Source organism: Leuconostoc aquikimchii (assembly GCF_040838325.1).
Lineage (GTDB): Bacteria > Bacillota > Bacilli > Lactobacillales > Lactobacillaceae > Leuconostoc > Leuconostoc aquikimchii.
On the sequence record NZ_JBFPER010000001.1, the window covers coordinates 927,846 to 944,769 of the forward strand.

The 16,924-nt window shown below is 38.6% G+C and carries 14 protein-coding genes; 11 read left to right on the forward strand and 3 right to left on the reverse strand.

What is annotated here, in order from left to right; translation table 11 throughout:
• Positions 1–2 precede the first annotated feature (2 nt).
• From AB3K24_RS04625 to AB3K24_RS04670, 10 genes are all read left to right on the forward strand, one after another.
• Entirely contained in the window at positions 3–3,350 is a 3,348-nt protein-coding gene (locus AB3K24_RS04625; RefSeq protein ID WP_367974026.1) for a DNA polymerase III subunit alpha, read from the forward strand.
• Positions 3,351–3,445: 95 nt separating this feature from the next.
• Positions 3,446–4,867, forward strand: coding sequence for a pyruvate kinase (gene pyk / locus AB3K24_RS04630; RefSeq protein ID WP_367974027.1), 1,422 nt, complete (start codon positions 3,446–3,448; stop codon positions 4,865–4,867).
• Between the two features lie 195 nt (positions 4,868–5,062).
• Entirely contained in the window at positions 5,063–6,259 is a 1,197-nt protein-coding gene (locus AB3K24_RS04635; RefSeq protein WP_367974028.1) for an ammonium transporter, read from the forward strand.
• A 61-nt stretch (positions 6,260–6,320) separates the two neighbouring features.
• Entirely contained in the window at positions 6,321–7,331 is a 1,011-nt protein-coding gene (locus AB3K24_RS04640) for a PhoH family protein (RefSeq protein ID WP_367974029.1), read from the forward strand.
• Positions 7,312–7,794, forward strand: a complete 483-nt coding sequence (ybeY, locus tag AB3K24_RS04645) for an rRNA maturation RNase YbeY (RefSeq protein ID WP_367974030.1) — start codon at positions 7,312–7,314, stop codon at positions 7,792–7,794. Before AB3K24_RS04640 ends, ybeY begins: the two co-directional genes overlap by 20 nt.
• Complete coding sequence (locus tag AB3K24_RS04650) at positions 7,778–8,254, forward strand: diacylglycerol kinase family protein (RefSeq protein ID WP_367974031.1); 477 nt, start codon at positions 7,778–7,780, stop codon at positions 8,252–8,254. The genes ybeY and AB3K24_RS04650 overlap by 17 nt, the downstream gene beginning before the upstream one ends.
• Before the next feature lie 107 nt (positions 8,255–8,361).
• Positions 8,362–9,273: a GTPase Era gene (gene era / locus AB3K24_RS04655; protein ID WP_367974032.1), complete on the forward strand. Its 912-nt coding sequence runs from the start codon at positions 8,362–8,364 to the stop codon at positions 9,271–9,273.
• A 43-nt stretch (positions 9,274–9,316) separates the two neighbouring features.
• Complete coding sequence (gene recO, locus AB3K24_RS04660) at positions 9,317–10,108, forward strand: DNA repair protein RecO (RefSeq protein ID WP_367974033.1); 792 nt, start codon at positions 9,317–9,319, stop codon at positions 10,106–10,108.
• Entirely contained in the window at positions 10,105–11,073 is a 969-nt protein-coding gene (locus tag AB3K24_RS04665; protein ID WP_367974034.1) for an asparaginase, read from the forward strand. Before recO ends, AB3K24_RS04665 begins: the two co-directional genes overlap by 4 nt.
• Positions 11,070–11,630, forward strand: coding sequence for a histidine phosphatase family protein (locus AB3K24_RS04670; protein ID WP_367974035.1), 561 nt, complete (start codon positions 11,070–11,072; stop codon positions 11,628–11,630). Before AB3K24_RS04665 ends, AB3K24_RS04670 begins: the two co-directional genes overlap by 4 nt.
• Before the next feature lie 124 nt (positions 11,631–11,754).
• Here the strand turns inward: AB3K24_RS04670 and AB3K24_RS04675 are convergent, their stop codons facing one another.
• From AB3K24_RS04675 to AB3K24_RS04685, 3 genes are read right to left on the reverse strand one after another with little or no spacing between them, the layout of a single operon-like run.
• On the reverse strand, positions 11,755–13,113 hold the full coding sequence (locus AB3K24_RS04675; protein WP_367974036.1) for an aspartate kinase: 1,359 nt from the start codon (positions 13,111–13,113) through the stop codon (positions 11,755–11,757).
• Position 13,114: 1 nt separating this feature from the next.
• Entirely contained in the window at positions 13,115–13,996 is an 882-nt protein-coding gene (gene thrB / locus AB3K24_RS04680) for a homoserine kinase (RefSeq protein WP_367974037.1), read from the reverse strand.
• Positions 13,993–15,279 carry a homoserine dehydrogenase gene (locus AB3K24_RS04685; RefSeq protein ID WP_367974038.1) on the reverse strand — a complete coding sequence of 429 codons (1,287 nt, stop codon included), beginning with the start codon at positions 15,277–15,279 and terminating at the stop codon, positions 13,993–13,995. Before AB3K24_RS04685 ends, thrB begins: the two co-directional genes overlap by 4 nt.
• A 105-nt stretch (positions 15,280–15,384) precedes the next feature.
• Between AB3K24_RS04685 and thrC the strand changes: the two genes are divergently transcribed.
• Positions 15,385–16,845: a threonine synthase gene (gene thrC / locus AB3K24_RS04690; RefSeq protein WP_367974039.1), complete on the forward strand. Its 1,461-nt coding sequence runs from the start codon at positions 15,385–15,387 to the stop codon at positions 16,843–16,845.
• The last annotated feature ends 79 nt before the right edge of the window (positions 16,846–16,924 follow it).

The window sequence follows — 16,924 nt, forward strand, 5'->3', positions numbered from 1 at the left end:
TAATGTACGCACCCTTGCAAATTGTGAGCGCCTATAGCTTATTGAAAAATCCTAATACAATTGAAGAAATTATTCAAACTGCCAAAAATCGTCACTATCAGGCTATTGCTTTAACCGATATAAATGTGATGTATGGCGCTGTTAAATTTTACCAAGTGGCTGAAAAAAATAATATCAAGCCGCTATTTGGTTTGACTTTACAAGTTAACGGATTAGTTAATACCGCAACGCCGTTTCCAATCATACTCATTGCGGAAAATCAAATAGGCTACCAGAATTTAATGTGGATTTCATCGGCCAAAATGACGACTAGGGCAAGTGAGATGACATTAGATGTGATTTCTGATCATTTGATAGGAATCAATGTTATTTTGCCTAATGATAGTGAAATGTCGCAATTTATTGCATCTGAGTACGGTCAGGCTGCTGATTATTGGCAACAACTTATCACAAAAATTGATCCCCAAAAATTATATTTAGGAATTAACCCACAATTAGCGCCACAGATTCAAGAACGATTAGTTGATTTTAGTGAAAAAAATCAAGCAACACTTATTGCGTTGGATAATGTTGACTATCTTAATCCTGACGATGCTTTTACAACACAAGTTTTAAAGGCAATTGACGCAACTGTTAAATTAGATGGGATTAAAGTATTATCGCAGCAGCTGGGAACCCATGTGTTGCAAGATCTAAATGATATTAAGACAGCTTATTTTGTTAATGATGCGTTAAAGACAGCTTATTTAAACAATGAATTACTTGTATCAAGCAGTCATGTTAATATCATATTTAAGCAAACTGCGACCTTACCAAAATTTAGTATACCAGATGGCGAGCAGACTGCAGGTGAGTATTTACGTCATATTTCTGAACAAGGGTTATCAGAACGTCTCAAAAGAAAACAAGTTACTTTAGAACAGTACGAGAAACGTTTACAATACGAATTAAAAATCATTGACAGTTTAGAATTTAATGATTATTTCTTAATTGTTTGGGATATTATAATTTTTGCACACCAAAAAAACATTCAAATGGGTGCTGGGCGTGGTTCTGCAGCAGGTTCTTTAGTAGCTTATGCTTTACGAATTACTGATGTCGATCCGTTACAGTTTGGCTTACTATTTGAGCGTTTTTTAAACCCGCAACGTATCCAAATGCCAGATATTGATATTGATTGGCCAGATAATAAACGTGACTTAATATTAACCTACTTGCACGATAAATATGGTCAACGTAATTTCGCACAAATTCTGACATTTGGGACTTTAGCTGCCAAACAGTCTTTACGTGATACCGCACGTGTATTTGGCGTATCGCAACAAATGATGACACGCATGAGTAATGCTGTTCCTCAAGGTAAGCAAGGGCATAAAGTGTCAATTCAAGATGCATTGAATGAATCTGATCGCTTGCAAACTGTTTTATCTGATATTGATAACGGTGACTTATTACTTAAAGTGGCACAGCATATCGAAGGATTACCACGTAATTATTCAACTCATGCGGCTGGTGTAGTATTAAGCTCAGAGCCACTGGTTAAGACACTACCAGTGCAATCTGGGACAGATGAGCGTTTACTGACGCAATTCGAAAAAAATCCAGTCGAAGCATTGGGTTTGCTTAAAATTGATGTTCTAGGTTTATCCAATTTATCGATTTTAGCGCAAACGTTGTATGATGCTAAAAAGCAGTTACCAGAACATTTTGACATTAGCAACATACCACTTGATGATTCAAAAACTTTGGCTTTATATGCTAAGGGAGACACGAATGGGGTCTTTCAGTTTGAATCAGCAGGAATTAAAAATGTTTTGCGACAATTAGAGCCAACAACGTTTGAACATATTGTTGCGGTTAATGCGCTTTATCGACCAGGACCAAGTCGTAATATTCAAGCGTTTATTCAACGACGTCATGGGCGCGAAAGTGTCACAATAATTGATCCAAGTCTCAAACAAATTTTGGCACCCACTTTTGGTATTATTGTCTACCAAGAGCAAGTGATGTTAGTTGCAGAGGCTTATGCTGGTTTCACTTTGGGCGAAGCTGATCTTTTACGAAGTGCGATGTCAAAGAAAAAGTTAGAAAAAATGGCGGCAATGCATGAAAAGTTTGTGCAAGGCGCAGTATCTTTAGGTCATGATGTTAAACAAGCTGAACAAATTTTTGCTTATATAGACGAGTTCGCAAATTATGGTTTTAATCGCTCGCATGCCGTTGCATACAGTAAGTTATCTTTTGAGTTAGCTTACATGAAAGCGCATTATCCCATTGCTTTTTTTACTGCATTATTAAATGCTAATATTGGGTCCCCTGAAAAAATACGAAGTTATGTTATGGAAGCAAAGAAGCGCAAGATAGTGGTCCGACCCCCTAATATTAACCAATCACAACGATTTTGGACAGCAAATAATCAAGAACTACAGATGGGATTGAATAATATCCGAGGTGTGCGAACTGATTTTGTGTCGGCTGTCTTAGAGGAACGACGAGATAATGGCAGTTTTAAATCCATTCAGTCATTTATTCGTCGATTGCCTGATAAATTGCGCAAACAAGATACTTTGGTACAACTGGTTTATGCTGGGGCATTAGACACTTTTGGTTATAATCGGGCAGAATTAATAATGGCTTTGGCTGATCTAATTGAAGCAGCTGGATTTGGAGATTTTATTTTAAATGAAACTAAAATAAAAAGAAGCGATGACATGATATTGACTGAAAAATTAGCACATGAAAAAGAAGCCATTGGCACTAATTTATCGGGACATCCATTGGATGACTATTCAGATTTAATTGTGAGTCAAAAATTTGATCAAATTGCCGGTTTGACCAAAAAAGACCAAAAAGCCAAAGTAATCGTTCTCATTGACAGTGTTCGCAAAACACGTACAAAAAAAGGTGAAGAAATGGCCTTTATGACTATTTCTGACATAACCGGTATAATCGGTGTCACGGTGTTTAGTCATGTGTTAGATAAGGTAGGCGATCTACTAAAGGTAGGGACCATTCTTGCAATAAATGGCAAAGTAGATAGTTATAATGGTAAGCTATCGGTTATTGCAAATCAAATATATACTGTGCCTGATGAACAACCAATAGAAAAATCAGCAGGTACTTGGTTTTTACAGTTTGACAACGAACATGACACAGTTGGCAATCGAAATGACGTCATTGAGGTGCTAAAAAAGCATCATGGTGCTAATCCGGTTGTGATATATTGGCAAAATACTGAACAAAAACAAACACTTAATTCAAAATTTTGGGTTGGCTATGAAAACGCTGTCATTGTTGAATTATCAACGTTATTAGGCTACGAAAATGTCGTCTTTCGACGCAGTCAGTAATATTGTGACTTGTATAAACGCTTAATAATGTATAAAATAGACTTTGGGTAGAGTTGCACAAGCAACAACCAAGATAACTAAGGAGCTATTTAACCATGAAAAAGACGAAAATCGTCTCAACACTTGGTCCGTCATCATCTGATGTCGAAACAATCGTAAAGTTAATCCAAGCGGGTGCCAATGTATTCCGTTTTAACTTCTCACATGGCGACCATGAAGAACATTTGGGTCGTATGAATGCAGTTCACGAAGCTGAAAAAATCACTGGTAAAACAGCTGGTATTTTGTTGGATACAAAGGGTGCAGAAATCCGTACAACAAAACAAGCTGATGGTAAGATTGAATTCCATACAGGGGATACATTGCGTATCGCAATGGATGAAAATCTTGAAGGCACAAAGGACAAAATTGCTGTTACTTATGCTGGCTTGTTTGATGATGTTAACGTAGGCGGACAAGTGTTGTTCGATGACGGTTTGCTTGGTACAACTGTTCTTGAAAAAGACATGGCTAATCGCGAACTTGTCGTTCGTATTGACAACGATGGTATTTTGGGTTCACGTAAGGGTGTTAACGCACCTGGTGTTTCAATTAATTTGCCTGGTATCACTGAAAAAGATGCTGATGATATTCGTTTCGGTTTGGATCACGAAATTAATTATATCGCTGCTTCGTTTGTTCGTAAGCCTGAAGATGTGCTTGAAATTCGTGCACTATTAAAGGAAAAGAACATGGAACATGTTCAAATTATTCCTAAGATCGAATCTCAAGAAGGTATTGACAACCTTGATGCTATTCTTGAAGTTTCGGATGCATTAATGGTACCACGTGGTGACATGGGTGTTGAAATTCCTGCGGAAAATGTGCCTTTGGTACAAAAAGACATGATTCGTAAGATGAACAAGTTTGGTTTGCCTGTTATTACAGCAACACAAATGCTTGATTCAATGGAAGAAAATCCACGTCCTACACGTGCTGAAGCTTCCGATGTTGCCAATGCTGTGTTTGATGGTACTGATGCAACAATGTTATCAGGTGAATCAGCTAATGGGGATTACCCAGTCGAGTCTGTTGCTACAATGGCTGCAATCAACGAAAAGGCTGAAACATCATTGCGCGAAAATGGTCGTCATCAAGATATTTTGTTTGACGAATCTAGTGCAACTGAGTCTGTTGCCTCTGCTGTTACACGTATCTCACGTAGTGTTCATGCTAAAGCAGTTGTGGTATCAACTAATTCAGGTTACACAGCACGTATGGTTTCAAAGCACCGTCCTGACGTCAATGTATTAGCGATAACTTATTCAGAACGTGTACAACGTGGTTTGACTTTGAACTATGGTGTCGTGCCTGTTGTTTATGATGCCCCATCAACAATCGATGAAATGATTGCTTTGGCTAAAACAGCTGTTAAGGAGCAAGGCTTGGCCAACTCAGGTGACACAATTGTTATCGCAGCTGGTGTGCCAATGTCACAATCTGGAACAACGAACATGATTACTGTTCAAACTGTATAAATCATATATTTTAGTAACAAGAGTTGTATTTGTTTGATTATAATATAAAAAAACAACCGTTTCTTATGAAATGGTTGTTTTTTTGTATTCAAAAATTAAAAAATAGTTAGATGTTATAAAACCTGTCATAATCAATTCAATATAATTGGTCTACCTGTTATGATTATAACAACGAAAGACAGAGGAGCGGTTTTTATGAATACAGGTGATTTAGCATGGGTATTAATATCTGCGGTTTTGGTATGGTTAATGACACCAGGATTAGCACTTTTTTATGGTGGTTTAGGTGAAAAACGCAACTTATTGCACACGATGTTTGTACCAATTTTAATTATTGGTATTGCCACACTAGTTTGGTTTGTTGTGGGGTATTCATTGGCCTTTGGCGGATCAGGGAATGTGATCGGTAATTTTAATCATATGTTTATGACTGGCGTATCATTTACAAAGTCAACGAAAGGTTTAACGATTCCTGATGGTGCCTTTGCCTTGTTTCAAGGGATGTTCCCGATTATCACAGCAGCAATTATTACCGGATCAGTTATTGGTCGTGTTCGCATTAAAGCGATGATTGTATTCATTACTTTGTGGTTGATTTTTATTTACTCACCTTTGGCACATATGGTTTGGGGTGGTGGCTTATTGGCACAGTTAGGTGCGATTGATTTTGCTGGTGGCACGGTGGTTCATATTTCAAGTGGTGTGACTGGCTTAGTATTAGCGTTAATGATTGGACATCGACATCATGATAAGCATATTCCAGTGAGACCATCTTACGTTTTAATTGGTGGTGCGTTGCTATGGGTTGGTTGGTTTGGATTCAACTCAGGATCAGCTTTGGCTGCTAATGGGATAGCTGTATTGGCTTTGGTTAATACATGGTTCGCTTCAGCGGTAAGCGTTTTAACTTGGGGATTATCTGAGTATAAACTGCATGGTCGTGCAACCTTGGCTGGCATTACAAGTGGTGGTGTGGCAGGCTTAGTGGCTATCACACCTGCAGCTGGATTTGTTGCACCTTGGGCTGCTGTGATTATGGGATTGGTAGCTGGCTTTGTTGGTTTTGCTGGCATTACGTTTGTTAAAAATAGTTTTGGTTATGATGATACCTTAGATGCTTTTGGCATTCATGGTATTGGTGGAACCGTTGGCGCAATTTTGACCGCAGTGTTTGCTGATAAAAGTATTGGCGGCGTTGCTGGTGTTATCAATGGTGACGTGTCATTGCTCTGGAAACAGTTTGTCGCAATCTTGTTTACCATAGCTTTTGCAGCAATTGGCACATTTATTTTAGCAAAAATCACCGAAGTTATTGCCTCACCTCTTCGTTTGACGGCATCTGAAGAGGCACAAGGATATGATGATATTCTGCATGATTTAACAATTGAATGATGGGCATTAGCCTTTTTTTTGTGTTAAAATTAAAAGAAAGACTATAAAGGGGATCTGTCATTTGTCAGCACAAATACAGCAAGTTTTTACATTCGAAAATGCAGAACAACAAGCAAAATTAATTGGCGTTAATGATAATATTCTGCGTCTAATAGAAGAAGGTTTGACGGTCCATTTACATGCACGTGGCGACCAAATGACTATTTCTGGTGATGAAGACAAAGTCCAGTTAGCCAACTCGGTATTGCATGAATTAACTGATTTAATTAAACACCAAATTAATATTTCACCAACTGATGTTGTTAGTGCAGTTACTATGGCACAACGTGGTACTTTGGAATATTTTAGTGATTTGTATTCCGAGACATTGATTAAAGACAACAAAGGACGTGCTGTGCGCGTTAAAAATTTTGGACAACGTCAATATGTACAGGCTATACGAAAGAGTGATATCACGTTTGGCATTGGTCCTGCAGGGACAGGAAAAACTTATCTAGCAGTTGTGATGGCCATTGCGTCACTAAAGCGTGGTGAAGTGGAACGTATTATCATTACGCGTCCGGCTGTTGAGGCTGGGGAATCACTCGGATTTTTGCCCGGAGATCTGAAAGAAAAAGTAGATCCATATTTACGGCCAATCTATGATGCCATGAATGCTATTATTGGTGCAGAGCACACGCAACGTTTAATGGATCGTGGCGTGATAGAAATTGCACCTTTAGCCTATATGCGAGGCCGCACGTTAGATGATGCCTTTATTATTTTGGACGAAGCGCAAAATACAACAAATCAACAGATGAAAATGTTTTTAACACGTTTAGGGTTTGGCTCAAAAATGATTGTCAATGGTGATATTTCGCAAATTGATTTACCACGTGGTGCGCAATCAGGTCTGATTTCTGCGCAGCATATTTTAAAAGATGTCAAGCGTATAACGTTTATCAACTTTAGTAGTGCTGACGTGGTACGCCATCCGGTGGTGGGATTAATAGTGAATGCGTATGAAGCCGCAGAGACTAAATTAGTAGCGTTGAAAAAGGAGCAAAATGCTAATGGATTTAGCAATAATTGATCAAACAAAAGATAGTGTCACACAGTACCACAAAGATTTAGTATCTACGCTTTTAAATTTTGCCGGAAAAGCTTTAGAATTACCTGATAATACGGAAATGTCAGTAACATTTGTTAATAATGATGAAATTCAACGTTATAATCGTGATTACCGTGGTGTCGATAAACCAACAGATGTTATTAGCTTTGCGTTAGAAGAGGGGGATGACACATTTGACTTATCACCTGAAGGTGATTGGGCAGATGATATCGTTAAAAATATTGGCGATATTTTAGTATCTGTTGATATTATTTCATCACAAGCTGACTATTTAGGTCATAGTTATGAACGTGAACTTGGTTTTTTGGTAGTTCATGGTTTCTTACATTTGAATGGTTATGATCACATGATTGGTGATGCTGAAGAGAAAGAAATGTTTGATTTACAACGAAAGATTTTGGATGATTATGGCCTCAAGAGATAACGAACAAACAGAATTAGAAGGTTTACCAGCGCATGAAAAGCGACAAACAGTGCGCAATAGTAGTTTTTTTAAAGCTATGCGTAACTCATTGAATGGTATATGGCTGATTTTAGTTCGTGAACGCAACATGCGAATTCATGTTGTTCTAGCTTTTTTTATTTTGGTTGCGGGTCTCCATTATGGCTTATATCGCGCAGACTGGTTGTGGGTTACAATGGCTATTTTTATCGTCGTCTTTAGTGAGTTTTTAAACACAATTATTGAAGCTGTGGTAGACTTAGTTGTTGAGAAAAAATATCATCCGCTTGCGAAACTTGCTAAAGATGTTGCAGCTGGTGCAGTACTGGTAGCTGTCGGCGTTGAAATCATTATTTTATTGCTTATTTTTCAACCATATGTATGGCGTCAATTTGGTATTGTAACTAATTTTTCGGATTTATTGCATCAGTTTCAGCAATAAACGGTGGTATGAATACAAACGCGACATATTTAATATTAGGATATAACGTTGGGCAAGATGCCCGCGTATACAATAGGAGAAAGTCGACCTAGGCGTCGCATTTATTTATGACAGAAACACCATTTAAATCAGGATTTGTTACCATTATTGGGCGACCAAACGTTGGAAAATCCACGTTACTTAATCGTATTGTTGGCGAAAAAATTGCCATTATGTCAGATAAAGCACAAACAACACGTAACAAAATACAAGGTATTTATACCACAGATTCAGCGCAAGTTGTATTTATTGACACACCAGGCATACATAAGCCACAGAACTCATTAGGCGATTTCATGGTTAAGTCAGCATTTTCTGCCTTGCATGGCACAGATGCCATTTGGTTTGTTGTGGACGCAACAATGGCGCGTGGACGTGGTGATGATTTTATCATTAATCGTTTAAAAGAAATTAAAAATACGCCAATCTATTTGTTAATTAATAAGGTCGATGTATTAGCGCCCAAAGACCTATTAAACATTATTGCAAGTTATCAAGAAGATGCACCTGAGTGGGCGGAAGTATTCCCAATTTCGGCGCGTGAAGGCGATAATGTACCCGAACTACTAGACAACATTATTGTCGGTCTTGAAGAAGGCCCACAATATTTTGATGCTGATCAGCTAACAGACCATCCAGAACGTTTTGTAATTGGTGAATTGATCCGTGAAAAAGTATTACAATTAACACGACAAGAAGTGCCACATTCAGTTGCTGTTGTTATTGATAAAATTTCACGTGAAAGCGAAGAAAAAATACACATTCAGGCTTCTATCGTCGTAGAACGCCCCACGCAAAAAAATATTATTATCGGTAAACAAGGTGCAATGATTAAAGATATTGGAACACGAGCACGTAAAGATATTGAACGTTTAATGGGCGACAAAGTCTTTCTTGAAACTTGGGTTAAAGTCGAGCCACGTTGGCGTGAACGACCACAAGCATTACAATCTTTAGGATACAGTGAAGACGATTATTAACATTAAATGATGTGCGATTTTGCGCATCTACGAGGGTAACCCTATGGCAGTAATCAAAGGCATTGTGCTGTATACAAGACAATATAAAGATAATGACTTGTTAGTTCGTATTCTCACAGAAACACGTGGGTTACGGACTTTTTTGGCGCGAGGTGCAAAAAAACAAAAGTCGCATTTAAGTGCGGCTATGCAACCTTATACGGTAGTCGTGTTTGAAGGGGCTTTCCCAAAACAAGCGGTTGGGCTAGGTTATATTAATGATATTCAACAGGCAACATATTATCAACGACTTGTTGAAGACATTGAAGCAAATGCCTATGCTGCGTTGATTACTAGTTTAATCGATGAAACTTTTGAAGAAGGGGAACCCATTACTCGTTGGTACAATCAATTGTTATTGGCACTTCGGAAGCTTGATGAGGGATTAGACCCACAAATTATTGCTAATATTTTTGAAATCCAATTATTAGTACCATTGGGAGTGGCACCAAATTGGCAAGCTGATCCAATTAGTGGGAAAACAGATGGTCGCTTTGACTATTCTGAAAAATACAATGGTATTATTTCTGAAAATCATTATGAATTGGATGAACATCGATTAATGTTAGATCAAAAAACAATGTTTTATTTGAGACAATTTAGTGTCATAGATTTGAGACAAATCCATCAAATTAAAATTTCAGTGACTACAAAGCGTGGTTTACAACGTGTCATTGATTATATTTATGACAATCAAGTTGGGTTAAAGCCGCGGGCCAAAAAATTTATTGAACAAATGCATGCATGGCAAAATACCCTAAAAAACTTTAGGCAGAAAAAAGAAGGCACATCATGACAACTAAAAAAATTCTGGTGCTTCATACGGGTGGCACAATTTCAATGTACGAGGATCAAGATGGCGATGTTGAAACAGGCGCAGATAACCCATTAACTGATGTCAAACTGGTCATACCAAATGTTGATTTAACTGTCGAAAGTATTTTTAATCTACCTAGTGAGCATATCGGACCAGTACATATGTTGCAATTACAGCAACGTATTTTAGAAGCAGGTAATGAATTTGACGGGGTTGTCATTACACATGGCACTGACACATTAGAAGAAACGTCCTTTTTTCTAGATAGCACATTGTCTACACATTTTCCAATTGTGATGACAGGCGCAATGCGTTCGTCCAATGAGTTGGGATCTGATGGTATATATAACTATCAATCAGCTTTACGTGTTGCAGCTAATGACAATTCATGGGACAGAGGGGTCTTAGTTGTCATGAATGATGAAATTCATGCAGCGCGATTTGTAACGAAAACGCATACAACGAATGTCGCCACATTTGGCTCACCAATCAGTGGCACAATGGGTCTTTTAACAAAGCGTCAAATTATTTATTTTTATAATTTACCTAAACGTCGTGTATTGCCAGTGTCAAATGTCCAAAAAAGCATCCCCGTATTAAAGGCATATGCAGGAATGGATGGGCAGTTATTAGAGCTGCTCGCTGCAGCAAATATTGATGGCATTGTTATTGAAGCGTTAGGTGCTGGTAATTTATCTAAAGAAGCGGCAAATGGGGTCCTGTATCTTTTATCACGAGATATTCCCGTTGTCATCGTGTCGAGAAGTTTCAATGGTGTTGCTGAACCAGTTTATGATTATTTGGGTGGTGGTGTGCAATTAGAAAGAGATGGGGTTATTTTTGCAACTAGTATTAATGGTCAAAAAGCACGTTTAAAGTTATTAATTGGGTTAGATAATCAACTAACTGATAATGATTTGCGTGAGTACTTGCATCAATTATGAAGATGATAACAAATGTTTATTTTATACGACATAGTATTCGTGATATGGCCATTCAAGACGATAGGTCAGCACCTTTGACAAAAGCGGGTTATTTGTTGGCGGAAGGGTTAACTTCTTTGTTTAAAGAAGTGCAGATAACTGCTATTTATTCATCACCATATAATCGTGCGCGTCAAACAGTTCAACCAACTGCCACGTTACTTAATTTACCTATTATAACGGTTGATGATTTGCGTGAACGGCGCACAATCCCTTGTCAAGACTGGGAAGCACATTTGCAACGCTTATGGACCGATTTTAACTTATCTTGGCAGGGCGAAGAAAGTTTAATGGCAGTTTCGAATCGGGTTGTAGCGGCATTTAAAACTATTTTGTCTTCAAAATCAGGTGATTTTATTATTGCAAGTCACGGCACTGCGTTGGCGGTGTTATTTCATGCGTTAACTGACGGTCAGTTTACTTTTGAGGATTGGCAAAAAATGTCAATGCCTGAAGTGTATGTTGCGCAATTTGAGGCACAAAAATTATTGTCTTTCAAAAAATTACAAATTAACTAAAAAGCGTGTTGACTGGTAATATCAAGTCATTTATTATGAAAGACTAATTAAAAAAATCCTATGCTTGAAGGAACCCGACTAGATTATCTAGCTGTAGGTTGCATTTTCAAGTATAAGATTTTTTTTAGGCTTTGAATATATTGTCATAAATGGCTTTGACTGCCCGATTGGCTAAATCAGGTTGAATACCAAGCATAATTGAAATTTCACTTGCCCCTTGATTGACCATTTGTAGGCTAATGCCATGCTCTTTTAAAGGTGTGACGATTTCGGTTAGTGCACCAATACGATTACGCATGCCTTCGCCAACAATCATGATAATACCATAGCTAGGCAGCCATTTTAGGGTGTCTGGTTTAATATCACTTGCTATGTCTGCTAGCATGTTGTCAACTTGCTCTTGTGAAAGACTTGTTTTATCAAAAATAATGGTTAAATCATCGATTCCTGAAGGCATATGCTCATAAGAAATATTATGACGTTTTAATATTTCTAATATACGCAAAGTAAAACCAACTTCTTTGTTCAAAAGATAACGGTGCAAATATAAAGCTGCAAAACGATTTGAATTGGCAATACCTGTCACAGGACGTGTTTGCTGCACTTCGGTGGGTGGTACGATAAATGTGCCAGGTGCGTCTGGTTCATTTGTATTTTTGATATTGATTCGAATACCACCTTGAATGGCAGGAATAATGGCTTCATCATGGAAAACAGCGAAACCAGCATAGGAAAGTTCCCGCATTTCGTCATAAGTCATTTGTTGAATGGCTGCAGGATGATCAATGATTGTTGGATTGACCGCATAAATGGCGCTAACATCCGTAAAGTTTTCGTACAAATCCGCACTCAAACCACGTGCCATGATTGCACCTGTAATGTCAGATCCGCCTCGTGAAAAGGTTGCCATGTCGCCATGTTTTGTATAACCAAAAAAACCAGGTATGATGAGACGCTCGCTTGTATTTAAGTCAAGTTGGGCAATTGTGGTATATGATTTCACATCAAATGTAGCGGCACGTGCATTGTCATCTACTTGCAAACCAATTTCTTGTGGATCAACAAATCGTGCGGGAACACCAAGATGACTGAATATTTTAGCAACGAGTTGTGCATTTAAATATTCCCCATGGGCAGCAAAAGCAGCATAGAGATAATCAAATGAACGATAATGTTTTGTTGCCAGGTGATCGATCTGTTCATCGATGTCTGCTAACTCATATGCTGGGAGTTTGAAATGATTGCCAATCGCATGGTAACGATTTTTAATCGTCTCGATAACTTCAGTTGCATCCGTGTCTTCGACAGTTGCCTTAGCATATGTAAGCAATAAATCAGTTACTTTTGTGTCATCTTTAAAGCGTTTTCCTGGGGCAGAGACAACAATAACTTTACGATTGTCATCAGACTGGATAATGTCGAAAACACGTTGTAATTGTCGGCCGTCAGCGAGGGAAGAACCACCAAATTTTGAAACTTTCATGCTATTTTTCTTCTTTCATTATTTTTAAACCTGTCAGATCTTGTTTGAGAATTTTTACTCGACCTGGCAAGTTTTCTGCTAATAAGGCCGATACTAAACTATCTGTCTGATCTTTGGGAACAATCGTCATAACAGTTGGCCCAGCACCAGATAAATAGGTGCCGACAATGTTTAGTTTGTGTGCTATTTGACGAATGATTGCCAAATGAGGGACTAACGTAGCGCGGGCATTTTCATGAAAATGATCTTGCTCAATCAATGCGCTTGCGGTTGTCAAATCATTCGCGTTTAAAGCAGCGACTAACGTATTACTAATGGCACTTGCTGCAACACTTTCCTGAAATGATAAACTGTGAGGTAATGCTGATCGTGCTGCAGACGTTAACAGTTCGTAACTCGGAATAAATGTCACAAAATCAACGTCTTTAGGCACTTTTAATGGTGCATGAAAAACACGGGCACCGTCATAATATGCGGCGACACCACCGCCTAATAGCGCTGGTGCGACATTATCAGGGTGCCCTTCTAATATCGTAGCTTGGTGTAGTAGTTCGTCATGAGATAAGTTTAATTGCGACAAGACGTTAGCCATGGCTAATCCGGCTAATAGCGCTGATGACGATGAGCCTAAGCCACGTGCTAAAGGAATATCAGATGTGACAATGATATGATGTGGTTTGAGAGTAGGCGACAAAGAAAGTGCTGTCTGCACGATAAAATGTCTCTCATCATGAGGCATGTCATTTTCAAAATCGTGATCAACTAACCAAGTCGTCGTTTCTTCGTGAATTTCTAGTGTCAAGTAAAGTTGTAAGGCCACACCAAGTGAATCAAATCCGGGGCCAATATTTGCACTTGTTGCAGGCACTGTAATTGTTATCATGAGAATATTTTATACTCCGCGGCTAAGTTAATCCCGTCTGCATTACGAAGGGTTGTATGGATAACATTTAATTGTGCATCACTTGCTGGATGTGTTAAAGCAATCAAGCGTGCTGTACCATTAGCTGCTGGTGTTTGTTTTAAGTCAGTAAAGCTCATTTTTGCTGCGGCAAACATACCAGTGACAGAATACATGGCACCAGGTGTATCATCAACTTCAACCACGATAAAACGTCGAGCAATGCGTTGTGAAGGTTTAGCTAAGTCCAGATCTTGATTGAATGAATTAAAAGGATGGCCAGGTGTATTTAAGGCTAAATCTGTGGCGACATTTGTTAGATCACTTAAAACAGAGTTAGCGGTCGGCATTTCACCAGCACCAGGACCATATAACATAACTTCACCAACGGATTCGCCATTGACGAGGACAGCGTTATTTTCATTATGGACAGTTGCGAGTGGATGCGTGAGGGGTACGAGCTGCGGCGACACTTCAATGCTAATGGCTTCTTTGGTGCTGCCAACTCGTTGTGCAACGCCAAGCAATTTAATGACATAACCAAAAGCATGTGCATCGGTTATATCGGCATCGGTTACGTTAGCAATACCAGTAATTGCCAGGTCGCCTAGAACAGGTTGTACGCCAAAAGCAAAATTTGACAAAATAATTAATTTGTAAGCAGCATCAAAGCCTTCAACATCATTTGTTGGGTCGGATTCTGCAAACCCCTTATCTTGAGCTAATTTCAAGGCATTAGCGTATGACAGATTGTTACTTGCCATCTGCGTTAAAATAAAGTTACTCGTACCATTAATGATACCAGCAACACGTGAAATTTCATCCGCAGTGAAGCTAGTTGATAGCGTTCTTAGTATCGGGACACCACCTGCAACTGCAGCTTCGAAAAACAAATCAACACCATTTTTTTCTGCAATACTCACGAGTTCTTGTCCACGACTTGCAATAAGATCTTTATTTGCCGTCACCACATGTTTTTTTGCATTCAGTGATCGCTTAATAATATCGTAAGCTTGATCTAAGGTGCCCATGACTTCAACGACAATTTGAATATCAGGGTTATCTAAGATATCCGTTGCTTGATTTGTAATGGGAAAATTTTTAACAAAGCCGGTACGTTCTTTTGCTAAATTGTAAACGACAGCATGCTTGACGATTAGTCGAGAACCGGTGCGCTTTGTGATTTGCTCTGCGTTTTCTTGTAATATCTTAACGACGCCACTACCAACTGTTCCTAAGCCGAAAAGGCCAATTCCAATATCCATAATCCATTCCTTCATTCGTTATTCTTATAATTCTATCATTTTTATTCATAATTATGTCGTTATTTGTTATAATTTAATAAATTAGATAAAAGGAAGTTGCACACGATGAAATATGTTTCCACACGTGGCCAGGCGCCAACGGTAACAGCCAGTCAAGCTATTTTGAATGGTATTGCACCGGATGGCGGGCTTTACGTACCAGAAAAATGGCCTGAAATAACATTGGATTGGTCGGCTTTGAAAACGCAAACCTATGCAGATTTAGCAACATTAATATTTGATGCTTTCTTTGATGATTTTAGTGTCTCTGAAATTGATTGTATTATTGAGAAAGCCTATGGCAAACAGTGGCAAAGGGACAATGTGGTATCATTTCACAAAGAAAATAATTTAACCTATCTTGAGTTGTTTCATGGGCCAACGCTGGCGTTTAAAGATGTTGCCTTACAGGCGTTACCACATTTAATGACTGCTGCGGCAAAAAAACAAGCGACTAGTGACAAGATTATCATTCTAACAGCAACGTCAGGTGACACAGGAACAGCTGCTATGAGTGGCTTTGGCGATGTCCCCCAAACAGAGATCGTTGTCTTTTATCCAGAAGAAGGTGTTAGTGCTATTCAAAAACAGCAAATGCAAACAGAATCAGCGGATAATGCGCATGTTGTTGCAATTACTGGTAACTTCGATGATGCACAAAAAGCAGTTAAAACGCTACTTGCTGATGATAACCTAGCACAAGACTTAAAGGCTAAAGGGTTAAAATTTTCATCAGCAAATTCAATTAATATTGGCCGTCTCGTGCCGCAAATCGTTTACTATATATATGCCTATGCCCAGATGATTAAAGCGGGTGAAATTCAAGCCGGGGATGATATTAATGTTGTTGTACCGACTGGGAATTTTGGCAATGTTTTGGCCGCCTATTATGCGAGTCAAATTGGGTTGCCAGTGAAACAGTTTGTGGTTGCTTCAAACGAAAACAATGTATTAACTGATTTCTTTGAAACAGGTATATATAATCGTAAGCGTGATTTTAAAGTAACGAATGCGCCGGCAATGGACATCCTTGTTTCTAGTAATTTAGAACGCTTGTTGTACTTTGCTAGTGGTCAGAATGGGGATGAAATTCAAACCTATATGACAGAACTGCTTGAAAAGGGTGAATATGTTGTAAATGCTGACACACGTGCTAATTTAAGCAAATTTGTTGCTAAATTTGCGACACAAACGCAGGTGTCTGACACAATTAAAAAAATTGCCGACACAACAAACTATACAATTGATCCGCACACAGCTGTTGGCCGTTATGTTTATGAGCAAACGGGCGTGACAGGACCAACTTTGATTGCCGCGACAGCGAGTCCTTATAAGTTTGCAGAAACTGTCTTACAAGCATTTAATATGGCAACAGACTCGGGGCAAGCAGCATTGAACCGGTTGTCAGAAGTGACAGGAACTGACATTCCTGTTCAAATTGCGACGTTATTTAATCAACCCATACGTCATAAAAAGCTGATAGATTCAAAAGAAATTCTGGCGACGTTACAGCATGAAATTTTTTAAAAGCGAACAATGTTGTTTGTTATTTCAAATAATTCGTGATTATCCGGATTATTCAACCGCAAAAACAGTTTTGAATACG

Coding starts and splice junctions, on each gene's coding strand:
- AB3K24_RS04635 (WP_367974028.1), top strand. CDS start 5,063: ATGAATACAGGTGATTTAGCATGGGTATTAATATCTGCGGTTTTGGTA.
- AB3K24_RS04665 (WP_367974034.1), top strand. CDS start 10,105: ATGACAACTAAAAAAATTCTGGTGCTTCATACGGGTGGCACAATTTCA.
- era (WP_367974032.1), top strand. CDS start 8,362: ATGACAGAAACACCATTTAAATCAGGATTTGTTACCATTATTGGGCGA.
- recO (WP_367974033.1), top strand. CDS start 9,317: ATGGCAGTAATCAAAGGCATTGTGCTGTATACAAGACAATATAAAGAT.
- AB3K24_RS04650 (WP_367974031.1), top strand. CDS start 7,778: ATGGCCTCAAGAGATAACGAACAAACAGAATTAGAAGGTTTACCAGCG.
- ybeY (WP_367974030.1), top strand. CDS start 7,312: ATGGATTTAGCAATAATTGATCAAACAAAAGATAGTGTCACACAGTAC.
- AB3K24_RS04670 (WP_367974035.1), top strand. CDS start 11,070: ATGAAGATGATAACAAATGTTTATTTTATACGACATAGTATTCGTGAT.
- AB3K24_RS04685 (WP_367974038.1), bottom strand. CDS start 15,279: ATGGATATTGGAATTGGCCTTTTCGGCTTAGGAACAGTTGGTAGTGGC.
- pyk (WP_367974027.1), top strand. CDS start 3,446: ATGAAAAAGACGAAAATCGTCTCAACACTTGGTCCGTCATCATCTGAT.
- thrB (WP_367974037.1), bottom strand. CDS start 13,996: ATGATAACAATTACAGTGCCTGCAACAAGTGCAAATATTGGCCCCGGA.
- thrC (WP_367974039.1), top strand. CDS start 15,385: ATGAAATATGTTTCCACACGTGGCCAGGCGCCAACGGTAACAGCCAGT.
- AB3K24_RS04625 (WP_367974026.1), top strand. CDS start 3: ATGTACGCACCCTTGCAAATTGTGAGCGCCTATAGCTTATTGAAAAAT.
- AB3K24_RS04675 (WP_367974036.1), bottom strand. CDS start 13,113: ATGAAAGTTTCAAAATTTGGTGGTTCTTCCCTCGCTGACGGCCGACAA.